Source organism: Streptomyces shinuiensis (genome assembly GCF_043660855.1).
Taxonomy (GTDB): domain Bacteria; phylum Actinomycetota; class Actinomycetes; order Streptomycetales; family Streptomycetaceae; genus Streptomyces.
In genome coordinates this window covers 1,390,644-1,404,651 of record NZ_JBIHML010000001.1, presented here as the reverse complement: position 1 = coordinate 1,404,651, position 14,008 = coordinate 1,390,644, and the positions used below count along the sequence as shown (strand labels likewise).

The following is a 14,008-nucleotide window of genomic DNA, read 5'->3' as shown; positions in this document are numbered from 1 at the left end:
CCGGCCCGCTTCCCGGGCCCCGTCACTCCTGCTTCTTGCGGCGTGTTCCGAAGACGATCTCGTCCCAACTGGGGACCGCGGCACGGCGGCCCGGGCGGACGCCGTCCGCCTCGGCCTGGCGATCGGTGCTGCCCGTGAGCCGGTCGCGGTGGCCCGCGACCGAGCGCGGCATGAGCACATCGGCGTAGGCCGCCCCCGCGCTCGCCGCGGGGGCGGGCGGCTCCACCGCCTCCGGCTCCTCGGCCTCGTCCTCGGGCACGCCGTCGGGCGAGGAGGACTGCTCCGGCACCACCAGATCGCCCCGGAAGCTGGGTACCGCCTCCAGCAGGCTGGTCAGCGAGTCCCGCTCACCGACCCCGTCCTGAACCGCGGTCTGCGGCGGCTCGGACTCGGGGTCGTCGGAACGCTCCGTCCGGTCGAAGCGGTCGCGGGGCAGCCGCGCGATGCGCGGCACGAACGGGAAGCTCGGCTCGGGGGTGTCGTCGCTCTCGCCGATCAGCGCCCGCGCCTCGTCGTCCACGGCCTGCACCAGCCGCCGCGGCGGATCGTACGTCCAGCTCGCCGAGTGCGGCTCGCCGGCCACCCGGTAGACGAGCAGTACCTCCCAGGTGCCGTCGTCCCGGCGCCAGGAGTCCCACTGCACCGTCTCCTTGTCGGCGCCGCGCAGCATCAGCCGCTCGGCCACGGCCTCACCGAGCTGCGGACCGGTGCTCTCGCCGGGACGGCGCACCGGTGTCTTGCGGGCCCGCTCGGCCATGAACGCGCGCTCGGCGAGCACCGGCCCCTCGAACCGCCGTACGCGGTCCACGGGGATGCCGGCGAGCTGGGCGACCTCCTCGGCGGTGGCTCCGGCCCGTATGCGGGCCTGGATGTCGCGGGGGCGCAGGTGGCTCTCGACCTCGATCTCGATCTGGCCGAGCCTGGCGCGGTCGTTGCGGACGGCGGCGCGCAGCCGCTCGTCGATCGGGAGTGTGTACTCCGTGTTGTCGGCAGCCTTGAGCACCAGCCGTGTGCCGTCGTTGCTGACGGCCACGACACGCAGTTCGGGCATGGGAACCTCCCGGGTGGTGCCTGCCGACGTCACGTGCGTCGCTGCTCCCGCTGGACGAGTGTGACGTGCCCGGGCGCAGCCTGCCACAACCTTGCCGACCTGCTCGGCGTGTCGGGCCCGCGCCCTGATCCGCCACTGTGGCACGGTTGCCCGTTGACCACGGAAAGTGACCGGAGCGGTGACTTTCCGTGGTACCGGCTGACCGGGGCCGGGGTCAGGGCTCGCCACACTACTCCATTGGGGCCACGCCGTTGGATCGGCACGCCGCCCAAGTTCTCACAGCGGCGGGGAGTTGAACACCGCGCCGGCCGTAAAAAGACGGCATCGAAGGTGTGGATCTTCACGGAATCCACTGAAACGGAACCACCACTTTGGCCGGAAACCGCCCCGAGGTGGCGGGGAGGAAGATACGTGCGACCCGGCCCGGCGGGGGGACGTGCGGGGCGGCGGGCTGACGGCTCAGTCGCCCAGCACCCGCCGCAGGTGGTCGTTGCCGAACACCCGGTCCGGGTCGAGGCGGTCACGCAGTGCGGTGAACTCCGCGAAGCGCGGGTAGACCCCGGCCAGGTACCCGGCGTCGCGGCTGTGCAGCTTCCCCCAGTGGGGGCGCCCGCCGTGCGCGACCATGATCTGCTCGGCGGCCGTGAAGTACCGCTCGTGCGGGGTGCCCCGGTACACGTGCACCGCGATGTAGGCGGTGTCGCGGCCCGAGGCCGTGGACAGCGTGATGTCGTCGGCGGGTGCGACGCGCACCTCGACGGGGAAGTTCACCCGCAGTCCCGAACGGTCGACCACCGCGCGCAGTTCGCGCAGCGCCTCCACCGCGGCCGCCCGCGGCAGGGCGTACTCCATCTCCACGAAGCGCACCCGGCGCGGCGAGGTGAACACCTTGTAGGGGATGTCGGTGTAGGTGCGGGCCGACAGGGCGCGGCCGGCGATCCGTGCGATGCCGGGGACGGCGGCGGGGAAGGCCCGGCCCACCGAACAGGCGACCTGGAAGGCGCCGTTGGACAGGAGTTCGTCCTCCAGCCAGCCGCCCAGGCGCGGCAGCGGGTCGGCCGGGCGGTCGCTGCGGTTGTTGCGCTTGGTGACGCAGCGGTCGGTGTGCGGGAACCAGTAGAACTCGAAGTGCTCGTTGCCGCGCACCAGATGGTCGAAATCCTCCAGCACCGCGTCCAGGCGTATGGGCTCCTCGCGCGCGGTCAGCAGGAACAGCGGCTCCACGGCGAAGGTGATCTCGGTGATCACTCCCAGCGCCCCCAGACCGATGCGGGCCGCCGCGAAGACGTCCGGATTCTCGCCGGCCCCGCCCCCCGAGCACCGCAGGACCGACCCGTCGGCCAGGACCATCTCCAGCGCGCGGACCTGGGCGGCGAGCGAGCCGGAGTCGCGGCCGGTGCCGTGGGTGCCGGTGCCGACAGCGCCGGAGACGGTCTGCTCCATGATGTCGCCCATGTTGGCCAGGGACAGCCCCTCGGCCGCCAGCGCCTCGTTGAGCCGCTTCAGCGGCGTCCCGGCGGCCACCGTCACCGTCCCCGCCCCGTGATCGATCCGGCGGATACCGGTGAGGCGGTCGGGGCGTATCAGCACCCCCTCGGTGGCGGCCACGGGTGTGAACGAGTGCCCGGTGCCGGCGGCCTTGACCGTCAGACCGTCCTCAGCGGCGCGGCGCACCACCTCGGCGAGCGCCTCGGTGGTGGAGGGGGCCGAGGTCCGCAGCGGACGGGCGGTGGCGTTGCCCGCCCAGTTGCGCCACGTCGGCGGCGCGGGCCGCTCCGTACGCCGTGCTGTGCGCGTGGTCATCGCTGACGGCCCTCCCCATGGCTGGCGTACCGCGCGGACGGTGGACCCCACCGGCCGGAGGGGGATCATACTCACGTGAGGCCGTTCCCGGGCCCACCGCGGGTCCGGGCGGTGGGCTCCGGAGCCGGATGGCAGGATCGAGACATGTCCGACGCAACTGACGCCCGCCCCTACGACGCCCTGCTGCTGCTGTCCTTCGGGGGACCCGAGGGTCCCGACGACGTGGTGCCGTTCCTGGAGAACGTCACCCGCGGACGGGGGATCCCGCGGGAGCGGCTGGAGGAGGTCGGGCAGCACTACTACCTGTTCGGCGGCGTCAGCCCGATCAACGCCCAGAACCGCGAGCTGCTCGCAGCCCTGCGCGAGGACTTCGCCGCGAACGGACTGGACCTGCCCGTCTACTGGGGCAACCGGAACTGGGCGCCGTACCTGACCGACACCCTGCGCGAGATGGTGTCCGACGGCCGCCGCCGGATCCTGGTGCTGGCCACCAGCGCGTACGCCTCGTACTCCGGCTGCCGCCAGTACCGGGAGAACCTCGCCGAGGCCCTGGCCGCCCTCGATGCCGAGGGGCTGGAGGTGCCGCGGGTGGACAAGCTGCGGCACTACTTCAACCACCCCGGTTTCGTCCGCCCCGTGGCCGACGGAGTGCTGGCCGCCCTCGCCGAACTGCCCGGGGACGTCCGCGCGGGGGCGCACCTGGTCTTCACCACCCACTCCATCCCCCTCTCCCAGGCCGGGACCTCCGGTCCCGACGGCGGCGCGTACGTCGCCCAGCACCTGGACACGGCGCGGGTGATCGCCGACGCGGTGCGCCGGGAGACCGGGGTGGACAGGCCCTGGGAGCTGGTCTACCAGTCCCGCAGCGGTGCCCCCCACGTCCCCTGGCTGGAGCCGGACGTCTGTGACCACCTGGAGGCGCTGCACGGGCAGGGCGCGCCGGCCGCGGTGATGGTCCCCATCGGGTTCGTCTCGGACCACATGGAGGTCCTGTACGACCTCGACACCGAGGCGATGGCCAAGGCCGGGGAGCTGGGCCTGCCGGCGGTGCGGTCGGCCACCGTCGGCGCCGACCCGCGCTTCGCCGCGGCCGTGCGCGATCTGGTGACCGAGCGCGCCGCCGCCGAGCGCGGCGAGCACCCCGAGCGGTGCGCGCTGGGCGCACTGGGCCCCAGCCACGACGTGTGCCCGGTGGGCTGCTGCCCGGCCCGTACGCCGAGGCCCGCCGCCGCGGGCGCCGACAGCCCGTACGCCTGACACCCGCCTGACACCGCCGAGGAGAGCCGTGACCGACGCCGCAAGCCCCACCGGGATCCCCGCCGGGACCGGTGCGGAGACCGACCGAGCGACCGCCGCCGTGTCGGATCCGCTCGGGGGGGAACTTTTGGGCCTCGCGCTGGAGGCCGCCCGCCGGGCGGGTGCGCTGCTGAGCGAGGGCCGTCCCGCCGATCTGGGAGTGGCCGCGACCAAGAGCAGTCCCGTCGACGTCGTCACCGAGATGGACCTCGCCTCCGAGAAGCTGATCACCGGCTTCCTGGCCGACCACCGCCCCGGGGACGGCTTCCTGGGGGAGGAGGGGGCCTCCACCGAGGGAGGCAGCGGGGTGCGCTGGGTGATCGACCCGATCGACGGCACCGTGAACTACCTCTACGGGCAGCCCGCCTGGGCCGTCTCGATCGCCGCCGAGCACCGGGGCGAGACGGTCGTCGGCGTGGTCCACGTCCCGCCGCGCGCCGAGACGTACCACGCGGTGCTCGGCGGCGGCGCCTGGCTGAACGGGGAGCGCGTGCGCTGCCGCCCCTCGCCGCCGCTGGAGCAGGCGCTGATCGGCACCGGTTTCAACTACGTCGCCGAGCGCCGCAGGGCCCAGGCCGAGGTGGCCCGCCGCCTGCTGCCCGGGGTCCGCGACATCCGCCGCTCCGGCTCGGCTGCCATCGACCTGTGCGACGTGGGCGGCGGGCGGCTGGACGGCTTCTACGAGCGCGGGCTGCACCCCTGGGACTTCGCCGCGGGCGATCTGGTCGCCCGCGAGGCGGGCGCCCTCACCGGCGGGCGGCCCGGCTCCCCGCCGACGGGCGAACTGACGGTGGCCGCCTCGCCCGGGGTCTTCGGCGCGCTCCAGCCGCTGCTGGAGGAACTGGGCGCCTGGCACGACTGAAGGGATCCGGCCCGGGCAGTAGGGGCACCGGCCCCCCGTGCGCCCCGCACGGCGGCGCCCCGGGAGGTTCTCCCTCCCGGGGCGCCGGTGTGTGATGCCGGTCAGACGCTGGTGGCGCCGACCTCCACTCCGTACTCGGCGGCCAGACGGCGCAGATCCTCGAGCTCGGCCTGCTCGACGTCCACCAGGAAGTCGTCGCCCGACTCACGAGCGCGGATCAGGTCGGACTCCGTGGTCCGTATGCGCTGCAGAATGCCTGCGGTGAACGCGTCCATGGTGCGCCCCCTCGTCGTGGGTCGTCGGCACGGGGGTGTGCCGGGGGTGGGGCGATCACGGTGTGTTCCCCGAGCGGTCGGCCGACGGCCCTTCCGGGGCTGGGGAGAGGGGTCGTGACATGCCGTCTACAGGGCGTGATCGCGGGTGTACTGCCGTCCTCCCCATCTCAAACCTCAGAGAAACCTCAAGAAGGACGAAAATTCGGTGAACGGCTGCGACGGAAGTCCCTTACGGCCCGTTTACTGAGGTCGCGGGCACGATGGACATGATGGAACAGGGCGGTGTGCGTCCCGGCCAGCCGGGCCGGGGCGCGCCTCCGCCCGGCTCCGTACCGCTCCCGCGCCGTCCTCGAACGGCCCGGACGGTCCCCCGCCCCGCGAACCGAAGGAAGGACACCGCCCGTGCGCGTACTCGTCGTCGAGGACGAGCAGCTGCTGGCCGATGCCGTGGCCACCGGACTGCGCCGGGAGGCCATGGCGGTCGACGTGGTCTACGACGGCGCCGCGGCCCTCGAGCGCGTCGGGGTCAACGACTACGACGTGGTGGTGCTCGACCGCGATCTGCCGCTGGTCCACGGTGACGACGTGTGCCGCGAGATCATCCGGCTGGGCCTGCCGACCCGGGTGCTGATGCTCACCGCCTCCGGCGACGTCAGCGACCGGGTGGAGGGCCTGGAGCTTGGCGCGGACGACTACCTGCCCAAGCCCTTCGCCTTCAGCGAGCTGACCGCCCGGGTACGGGCGCTCGGCCGCCGCAGCACCGCCCCCCTGCCGCCGGTGCTGGAGCGCGCCGGCATCCGGCTGGACCCCAACCGCCGCGAGGTCTTCCGCGACGGCCGGCAGGTGCAGCTGGCCCCCAAGGAGTTCGCGGTGCTGGAGGTCCTCATGCGGGGCGAGGGATCGGTGGTCTCCGCCGAGCAGCTCCTGGAGAAGGCCTGGGACGAGAACACCGACCCGTTCACCAACGTCGTACGGGTCACCGTGATGACCCTGCGCCGCAAGCTAGGCGAGCCGCCGGTGATCGTCACCGTGCCCGGCTCCGGATACCGCATCTGAGCCCCCCATGACACCCAGCACGCCCGGTACCCCCGGCCCCCCGCCCCCGCCCCCGGCGGCCCCGCCCAAGCCCACCTGGGACCCCTTCCAGCCGGGCCGCTCCCACCCCTGGCTGCGGCCCACCATCCGCATACGCCTGACCCTGCTCTACGGCGGGATGTTCCTGATCGCCGGGATGGTGCTGCTGGCGATCATCTACCTGCTGGCGGCCCAGGCGCTGAAGGACGGCAGCCACCTGCCCTTCCAGATCATCGGTGTGCGGGACCAGACCACCGACGCCGTCTGCAGCCTGCCCAGCCGGGCGGACGGCGGGGAGCTGACACCCCAGGAGCTGACCGCCGCCGTCCAGCAGTGCATGGAGAACCAGCGGCAGGTGGCCCTGGAAGCCCTGCTCAACCGCTCCCTGCTGGCCCTGCTGGGCCTGGCCGTGGCCGCCTTCGCCTTCGGCTACGTCATGGCCGGCCGGGTGCTCTCGCCGCTGGAGCGCATCACGCGCACCGCCCAGCGGGTCGCCGGTTCCGACCTGCACCGCCGCATCGAGCTGGACGGACCGGACGACGAGCTCAAGGAGCTGGCCGACACCTTCGACCAGATGCTGGACCGGCTGGACCGGGCGTTCACCGCCCAGCAGCGGTTCGTCGCCAATGCCTCGCACGAGCTGCGCACCCCGCTGGCGATCAACCGCACCCTGCTGGAGGTCCAGCTCTCCGACCCCGGCGCATCCCCCGAGCTGCTCCAGCTCGGCAAGACGCTGCTCGCCACGAACGAGCGCAGCGAGCAACTGGTGGAGGGTCTGCTGCTGCTCGCCCGCAGCGAGAACGAGATCGTGGACCGCAAGCCCGTGGACCTGGCCGAGGTCGCCTCCCAGGCCGTGGAGCAGGCGCGCGGAGAGGCCCAGGAGCGGGGCGTGGAACTGCGGGGCGTGCGCCAGCCCGCGTACGCGCAGGGCAGCGGGGTGCTGCTGGAGCGGGTCGCGCTCAACCTGGTGCAGAACGCCGTGCGCTACAACGTGCCCGGCGACGGCTGGGTCTCGGTGGACACCCGGGCCCAGCCGGGCCAGGCGGTGCTGGTGGTGGAGAACACCGGTCCGGTGGTCCCTGCGTACGAGGTGGACAATCTCTTCGAGCCCTTCCGCAGGCTGCGCACCGAGCGCACCGGCAGCGACAGGGGGGTCGGCCTGGGGCTGTCGATCGTGCGATCGGTGGTGCGCGCCCACGGCGGGGCGGTCACGGCCAGGCCGCGCGAGGAGGGCGGCCTGGTGGTGCGGGTCACGCTCCCCGTCTGACGCTCAGGAGGCGCGGGCGCGGGCGCGGGGAGACGGGGCGGGGCAGGCCGGAAAGGACGATCATGGAATATCTCCGCGGAGCCCGGCGTTATGGGGCGAAATCCGGGAATTCCTCCATGGTTCGACCCGGTTGTGATCGATCACACACGCGATTTTTCGGTCACGCGCGCACGACGCTCCAGGGCCTGCCGAAAAATACCGGAAAATCCATGTTTTCGCAGGTCGCGATCGTGGAAAAGAGGGGAGGCGGTGCGCGCAAAGTGGACACGAGGGCCGTCCCGGGCCCTCGGTCGACGGCCGACTCGGTCACCCCATCAGGGGCGCGGTTGGGTGTCGATTGAGTAACAGGGCTTGATGTGAGGCAAAATCTCCGCCTCAGGTCGGGCACAAGTCCGGCCTCTCGCGCGTTACGTGCGCTGGAGACACCACAGATACCCAGAGGGGGAGAGCGACATGGCGACCGATTACGACACTCCACGCAAGACCGATGACGACGTCAACGAGGACAGCATCGAGGAACTGAAGGCCCGGCGGAACGACAAGTCCGCCTCGACCGTCGACGTCGACGAGTTCGAGCAGGCCGAGGGCCTGGAGCTGCCCGGAGCGGACCTCTCCAACGAGGAGCTGTCCGTGCGGGTGCTGCCCCGCCAGGCCGACGAGTTCACCTGCATGAGCTGCTTCCTGGTCCACCACCGCTCGCAGTTGGCGGCGGAGAAGAACGGCCACCCCATCTGCCGCGACTGCGCGGCCTGAGCCGGGGCCGGCTGATGACGGCCGAGGAAGCACGCGACGCCGAGCGGGGCCAGGACGGGGAGGCCTCGCTCGCGCCCGTACCCGCACCCAGATCCGCGCCCGCAGCCGCCCTCGGCCGCGGGCTGCGGCGGCTCCGCCCGCGCCGGCCGGACGGCGCGGGCGAGGGGAGTGCGCAGGAGCCGCGTGAGCGCGGCACGGTCAGGGCGTTCCTGGGGGTGGTGGCCGACCGTATCGTCGACCTCGCTCCCAGGATCCCGGTGAGGGACCTGGCCACGCTCCGCCGGCAGTTCCCGGGCCTGGGCCCCGAGGAGGTGGCCGACAGGCTGATATCGGGCGCCATCAGGGGCAGCGCGACCGTCGGCGCCGGGGTGGGCGCCTCGGCGATGCTCCCCGTACCGCCGGCGATGCCCGCCGAGCTGGCCGCCGAGGTCGTCGGGGTGGCCGCGGTGGAGCTCAAGCTCATCGCCGAGCTGCACGAGGTCTACGGGCTGCGCCCGCCCGGCAACGCCCGGGAGCGGGCCGCCGCGTACCTCACCGAGTGGACCCAGGAGCGCGGGATAGAACTGGCCGCGCCCGCGACGTTCGGCGCGGCGTTCGGCAGCCACATGAGACGGCAGCTGCGCCAGAATCTCCTCAAACGCACCATGCGCAACCTTCCCAACCTCACGCCTTTCATGATCGGCGCGGCTGTGGGCGCCCTGATGAACCGGCACGACACCAGGAAGCTGGCGGAGACGATCCGCGGCGACCTGAGAAGACGGCGGATCCCCTGGGACGCCGTCCCCCTGGAGGACCGCCCGGGGAAGGTCATCCCCTCGCAGCTCCAGCGTGCCCCGGAAGAGGACGGCTGACGCCCGCCGCTCCCGGCCCGCCCGGTACGGCCGGGCCCCGGCCGCACTACCGGCGCGCGGTCTCCAGTGCGTCGGCCAGCGCCCGCGGGCGCCGCGTGGACAGGTACAGGTACGGCGTGGGATCCGCTGGATCGGTGACCTCCACGCGCAGCGCCGTGGGGACATAGCCGCGCAGCAGCATGTAGGCGCGCGGATCGGCGCGGTGGGTGCGCCAGGCACGGGCCTCCTCCTCGTCCAGGACATGCGTCCCGCCCAGCGCGGAGACCGGCACCCGGGCGTCCCCCGCGACCAGCGAGTCCGCGACCACGCGGATACGGGCCGAGCCGTAGGCGCTCACCGCCACCGTGCCCAGCGCCGTGCCCACCACCAGACCACCCAGCAGGGGCATCAGGCCCAGGGGGAGCAGGATCAGGCCCAGGCAGACCCCGGACAGGGCGGCGATCAGCCACCACAGGCGGGGTGCGGTCAGCCGCTCGTCGTACAGCACGCCGGGAGGAAGCATGTCCCCAGCTTGGCACGCCCGCGACCGGCTCACTGACCCGGCGGTAAGGTCAGCATCCGTGAGTGCCACCAAGACATCCCTGACCCCGCCGGACGACGCCGTTCCCCCGGTGCGTCACCCCGACGCCCCCGCCCCCGGAGAGCCGCTGGGCGCCCACTACGCGCAGTGCTTCGGCTGCGGCACCGAGCAGCCCCACGGACTGCACATCGACGCCCGGGCGGGCGAGGAGGTCAGCGTCACCGCCGAGTTCACCGTCCGCCCCGAGCACCAGGGCGCCCCCGGCCTCGCCCACGGCGGACTGCTGGCCACCGCCATGGACGAGATCCTGGGCTCCCTGAACTGGCTGATGCACACCATCTCGGTCACCGGGCGCCTGGAGACCGACTTCCTCCAGCCCGTTCCCGTGGACTCCGTGCTGCACCTGACGGCGCGGGTCACCGCCCGGCACGGGCGCAAGATCTACTGCACCGCCACCGGACGCGTCGGCGGCCCCGACGGCCCCCTCGCGGTGCGTGCCGACGCCCTCTTCATCGAGGTCAAGGTCGAGCACTTCGTCGATCACGGCCGCAAGGACGAGATCGAGGCGGCGATGGCCGACCCCGACACCGTCCGCCGGGCCCGCGCCTTCGAGGTGAACCCGTGAGCCCCGCCGGCCTGCCCGGGCGTGAGCCCGTCGAGGTGCTGATCCGCCGCCTCGACCCCGGGGTGCCGCTGCCCGTCTACGCGCACCCCGGCGACGCGGGCTGTGATCTGGTCACCACCGAGGCGGCCGAACTGGCCCCCGGGGAACGGGCCGTTCTGCCCACGGGGGTTTCCATCGCACTGCCCGACGGGTACGCCGCCTTCGTGCATCCGCGCTCCGGTCTGGCGGCCCGCTGCGGGGTCTGCCTCGTGAATGCCCCCGGAACCGTCGATGCCGGGTACCGTGGGGAGATCAGGGTGATCGTGGCCAACCTGGATCCGCGTGAGAGCGTGCGGTTCGAGCGGTTCGACCGCATCGCCCAGCTCGTCGTCCAGCAAGTCGAGAAGGTGCGCTTCCACGAGGTGGAGGAACTGCCGGGATCGGCGCGAGCGGCGGGGGGCTTCGGCTCCACGGGGGGCCACGCCGCACAGGACGGCACCGCACAGGACCACGCTGCACAGCACAACCATTACGCTGCGGTCGCGGCCGACGAGGCTGCCGACCTGAAGGGACAGTGACGTGTTCGGACGTCGTCGCAAGAAGAAGGTAGGGCCCGAGGGCGCCTCGGACGAGTTCGAGACGGAACGGTCCGACGAGGGCACCGACGCGTCGGGCGGGTCCGCCGACGGCACCGGTGGCGAGCAGTCCCGGGTCAAGCTCCCCCCGGCCCCCCGGCCGGACGGCCCCTGGGACGTGAGCGAGCTGCACGCCCCGGGCGAGGGCCGGGTCGACCTGGGTGGCATGTTCGTGCCCGGAGTGCCGGGCATGGAGCTGCGGGTGGAGGTCGCCGGGGACGCCATCGTCGCCGCGACGATCGTGCTCAAGGACAGCGCCGTCCAGCTCCAGGCGTTCGCCGCCCCCAAGCGCGAGGGCATCTGGGACGAGGTGCGCGAGGAGATCGCCTCGGGCATCACCCAGAAGGGCGGGATCATCGACGAGGTCGAGGGCTCCCTGGGCTGGGAGCTGCGCGCGCAGGTGCCGGTCAGGCTGCCCGACGGCAACAGCGGCATGCAGGTCGTGCGCTTCATCGGCGTGGACGGCCCCCGCTGGTTCCTGCGCGGTGTCATCTCCGGCCAGGGCGCGGTGCAGCCGCAGGCCGCCGGGCTGCTGGAGCAGATCTTCCGCGACACGGTCGTGGTGCGCGGGGACTCCCCGATGGCGCCCCGCGACCCGATCGTCCTCAAGCTCCCCGACGACGCGCAGATGGTGCCCGACGGCGTCCAGCAGGAGGAGGCCCAGGAGGGCTCCCGCTTCGCCGGCGGCATCGACAAGCTCCAGCGCGGCCCGGAGATCACCGAGGTCCGCTGACCCGATCCGGACGGAGCCCTGCCGTTGTGCGGAGCGGCAGGGCCGCGCCGTCCGGTGATCCCCTGCCGGCGGGCCGCGGGGTTTGCCACCATGAGCCCACGTCGAGAATTCGTGGGATCTGTGGGGACTGGGGGAGACCATGCCCATGAGCGGGGCCGACCGACGGAAGTTGTGGATGTACGTCGTCGGAGTCGTCGGGACGGTGGCGCTGGCGGTCGTGGGGATCTTCACCGTCCAGCAGACCATCGGCAGCAACAACTGCAGCGGCGGAGCGGTCTGCGGTGACGGCAACCGCGACAACACGGTCAACGTGCCCGGCTCGGACGAGTGAGCGGATCCGGGCATGCTCTCAGCGAAAACCGCGGCCGCCGCCTGCCTGGTGCCGTTCTGCCTGGTCCTGGCGAGCTGCACGAACTGCAGTGGCTCGGCCGTCTGCGGGAATGACAACGACCGCAACGCCCTCGGCGGCGAGCGCGCCGGTGAGGCCGGTGAGCAGGACGGCGGGACGGGGCCGGGCGGCCTGCCCGGCGGGTTCGGGACGGAGGCCGGCGGACAGGAGCGCGGCCAGGCGCCGGAGACGGTCCGCTTCTCGGGGGACGCGCTGATCGGGGAGTACTTCGACCTGGACCCCGATCCGCCTGGGCGGTACGCCACAGGGGGCTACCTGACCTCCCCCAACGTCGACATCTACTTCTACCCCCGGTCGATGAGCGGCGTGGCGCCGAAGGTGACGACGGCGCAGTGGGAGGGGGAACGCGAGCCCACCCGGGCGCAGTGCGACGAGTACCTCTCCAGGTTCGCCGTTCAGGCCGGCGACCGGGAGTGGACCGGGGAGGGCACCTCCTTCTGCGCGCGGACGGACGAGGGCAGGACCGCCTTCGTCCGGCTCAAGCAGCGCACGGCGAGCGGTTACCTGGCCGACATCGTCACATGGGAGAAGTAGCGCCCGGCCCGGCCGCAGCGGCCCGCGGGGGCGCTAGGCTCGGCACCGTCCGGAGCTTTCCGGAAGGGGAGGCCGTATGAGTGCCGTGGTAGTCGCCGAGAATCTGCACCACTCCTACGGCCACGGACCCGCTGCGGTCCACGTACTGCGCGGCCTGTCGCTCACCGTCCGGCGCGGCGAGCTCGTCGCCGTCACCGGGCTCCCCGGTGCGGGCCGGACCACCTTCCTGGGCCTTGCCGGCGGACTCGACACCCCCGTCTCCGGCCGCATCACCGTCGACGGCGTGCGGCTGGACGAACTGGGGGAACAGGACCGGCTGAGGCTGCGCCGGGACCGCATCGGCATCGTCTTCCCCTCCCCGGGACTGCTGCCGGTCCTCACCGTCGCCGAGAACATCGGCGTTCCGCTGCGCCTGCGCAACGTGCCCGTGTACGAGCGCGTCGAACGCGTCTCGCGGCTGCTGGCCGAGGCCGGCCTCGCCGGGCTGGCCGGACGGCGGCCCGACGAGATCGACGGCGCCCAGCGTCGGCGTGTCGCCGTCGCCCGCGCGCTGGCCATCCGGCCGGCGCTGCTCGTCGCCGACGAACCCACCGCACTGCTCGGCCCCGGCGAGGCCGCCGGGGTGCTGGAACTGCTGCACACCGCCGTTCGCGCCCGCGGCGCCACCGCGCTGGTCGCCACCCGAGACCCCTGGCTGCTGTCCCGCTCCGACCGTGTCCTGGAGCTGCGCGACGGGCGGCTGCGCGAGGCCGGCCCGGAGCTCCGTCCGCTGCCGGCCCGGCCCTGAGCTGTGAGTTGCGAGCCCGGTGTGTGTCGCGGGGCGCCGGGGACACCCGGGCCACCGGGGACATCGGGGGAGAGCCTTCGGTCACATCCGGTTCCGGGGCCCTCCGGGGCATTACGGGGGGTGACGGGCGCGGGTAGGCTGGCCGTATGAGTGGCGTTACCCGACTCGAGAAGGGCGGCCGGCTGCGGCGACTCCTCGGGCGTCTGGCCTCCTCCCAGGAGGATCTGCTCTCCGCCGAACTCCGGCAGGACGCCGAGGAGAGCGGCTGCACCCGCATCTGCGACTGCGGCGACCGGCAGATCGTCACGGTGACCGGTACGCTGCGCACGGTGACGCAGCGCCCCAGGGCGGGCGTGCCCGCGCTGGAGGCGGAGCTGTTCGACGGGTCCGCCCCGCTGGACGTCGTGTGGCTCGGCCGCCGGTCCATCGCGGGCATAGAACCGGGCCGCAGGCTGATCGCCCACGGGCGGATCGCGATGAACCGCGGCCGTCCGGTGCTGTTCAACCCCAAGTACGAGCTGCGACCCATCGGACAGGACAGCGGACAGGAGTAG

At 73.0% G+C, this 14,008-nt stretch carries 17 protein-coding genes; 13 read left to right on the top strand and 4 right to left on the bottom strand.

Going from position 1 to position 14,008, the window contains the following annotated elements; translation table 11 throughout:
* Nucleotides 1-22: 22 nt before the first annotated feature.
* Both sepH and ACGRHY_RS06145 read right to left on the bottom strand, forming a co-directional pair.
* Nucleotides 23-1,084, bottom strand: coding sequence for a septation protein SepH (gene sepH / locus ACGRHY_RS06150; protein WP_394634386.1), 1,062 nt, complete (start codon nt 1,082-1,084; stop codon nt 23-25).
* Between the two features lie 426 nt (nt 1,085-1,510).
* On the bottom strand, nt 1,511-2,854 hold the full coding sequence (locus ACGRHY_RS06145; RefSeq protein ID WP_394634385.1) for a D-arabinono-1,4-lactone oxidase: 1,344 nt from the start codon (nt 2,852-2,854) through the stop codon (nt 1,511-1,513).
* A gap of 144 nt (nt 2,855-2,998) precedes the next feature.
* On the opposite strand from ACGRHY_RS06145, the gene ACGRHY_RS06140 reads away from it, so the two are divergent.
* Together ACGRHY_RS06140 and ACGRHY_RS06135 are read left to right on the top strand one after the other, a co-directional pair.
* A complete protein-coding gene (locus ACGRHY_RS06140; protein ID WP_394634384.1) occupies nt 2,999-4,111 on the top strand; it encodes a ferrochelatase in 1,113 nt (370 codons plus the stop codon).
* A gap of 100 nt (nt 4,112-4,211) precedes the next feature.
* The gene (locus tag ACGRHY_RS06135) at nt 4,212-5,012 is read left to right on the top strand and encodes an inositol monophosphatase family protein (RefSeq protein WP_394637938.1); all 801 of its coding nucleotides are present in this window, start codon (nt 4,212-4,214) and stop codon (nt 5,010-5,012) included.
* A 101-nt stretch (nt 5,013-5,113) separates the two neighbouring features.
* On the opposite strand, the gene ACGRHY_RS06130 is transcribed toward ACGRHY_RS06135, so the two are convergent.
* A complete protein-coding gene (locus tag ACGRHY_RS06130; RefSeq protein ID WP_394634383.1) occupies nt 5,114-5,287 on the bottom strand; it encodes a hypothetical protein in 174 nt (57 codons plus the stop codon).
* A 402-nt stretch (nt 5,288-5,689) separates the two neighbouring features.
* Here ACGRHY_RS06130 and ACGRHY_RS06125 point away from each other — a divergent pair, with 402 nt between their 5' ends.
* From ACGRHY_RS06125 to ACGRHY_RS06110, 4 genes are all read left to right on the top strand, one after another.
* Nucleotides 5,690-6,343 (top strand): response regulator transcription factor, encoded by a 654-nt coding sequence (locus ACGRHY_RS06125; RefSeq protein ID WP_101255039.1) that lies wholly within the window; start codon nt 5,690-5,692, stop codon nt 6,341-6,343.
* Nucleotides 6,344-6,350: 7 nt separating this feature from the next.
* Nucleotides 6,351-7,628: a sensor histidine kinase gene (locus tag ACGRHY_RS06120; protein ID WP_394634382.1), complete on the top strand. Its 1,278-nt coding sequence runs from the start codon at nt 6,351-6,353 to the stop codon at nt 7,626-7,628.
* 453 nt (nt 7,629-8,081) lie between these two features.
* A complete protein-coding gene (locus ACGRHY_RS06115; protein WP_093662716.1) occupies nt 8,082-8,381 on the top strand; it encodes a DUF4193 domain-containing protein in 300 nt (99 codons plus the stop codon).
* Between the two features lie 14 nt (nt 8,382-8,395).
* Nucleotides 8,396-9,232 carry a hypothetical protein gene (locus tag ACGRHY_RS06110; protein WP_394634381.1) on the top strand — a complete coding sequence of 279 codons (837 nt, stop codon included), beginning with the start codon at nt 8,396-8,398 and terminating at the stop codon, nt 9,230-9,232.
* Between the two features lie 46 nt (nt 9,233-9,278).
* Here the strand turns inward: ACGRHY_RS06110 and ACGRHY_RS06105 are convergent, their stop codons facing one another.
* Entirely contained in the window at nt 9,279-9,734 is a 456-nt protein-coding gene (locus ACGRHY_RS06105) for a DUF3093 domain-containing protein (protein ID WP_394634380.1), read from the bottom strand.
* A gap of 58 nt (nt 9,735-9,792) precedes the next feature.
* Here ACGRHY_RS06105 and ACGRHY_RS06100 point away from each other — a divergent pair, with 58 nt between their 5' ends.
* The 7 genes from ACGRHY_RS06100 to ACGRHY_RS06070 all read left to right on the top strand — a co-directional run bounded on the left by ACGRHY_RS06100 (nt 9,793) and on the right by ACGRHY_RS06070 (nt 14,008).
* Entirely contained in the window at nt 9,793-10,377 is a 585-nt protein-coding gene (locus ACGRHY_RS06100; RefSeq protein WP_394634379.1) for a PaaI family thioesterase, read from the top strand.
* Nucleotides 10,374-10,934, top strand: coding sequence for a dUTP diphosphatase (dut, locus tag ACGRHY_RS06095; RefSeq protein WP_394634378.1), 561 nt, complete (start codon nt 10,374-10,376; stop codon nt 10,932-10,934). The genes ACGRHY_RS06100 and dut overlap by 4 nt, the downstream gene beginning before the upstream one ends.
* Before the next feature lies 1 nt (nt 10,935).
* Nucleotides 10,936-11,724: a DUF3710 domain-containing protein gene (locus ACGRHY_RS06090; protein WP_394634377.1), complete on the top strand. Its 789-nt coding sequence runs from the start codon at nt 10,936-10,938 to the stop codon at nt 11,722-11,724.
* A gap of 145 nt (nt 11,725-11,869) precedes the next feature.
* Entirely contained in the window at nt 11,870-12,055 is a 186-nt protein-coding gene (locus tag ACGRHY_RS06085) for a hypothetical protein (RefSeq protein ID WP_394634376.1), read from the top strand.
* Nucleotides 12,056-12,067: 12 nt separating this feature from the next.
* Entirely contained in the window at nt 12,068-12,667 is a 600-nt protein-coding gene (locus ACGRHY_RS06080) for a hypothetical protein (protein WP_394634375.1), read from the top strand.
* Between the two features lie 76 nt (nt 12,668-12,743).
* Nucleotides 12,744-13,454 (top strand): ABC transporter ATP-binding protein, encoded by a 711-nt coding sequence (locus tag ACGRHY_RS06075; protein ID WP_394634374.1) that lies wholly within the window; start codon nt 12,744-12,746, stop codon nt 13,452-13,454.
* A 146-nt stretch (nt 13,455-13,600) separates the two neighbouring features.
* Nucleotides 13,601-14,008, top strand: a complete 408-nt coding sequence (locus tag ACGRHY_RS06070) for an OB-fold nucleic acid binding domain-containing protein (RefSeq protein WP_394634373.1) — start codon at nt 13,601-13,603, stop codon at nt 14,006-14,008.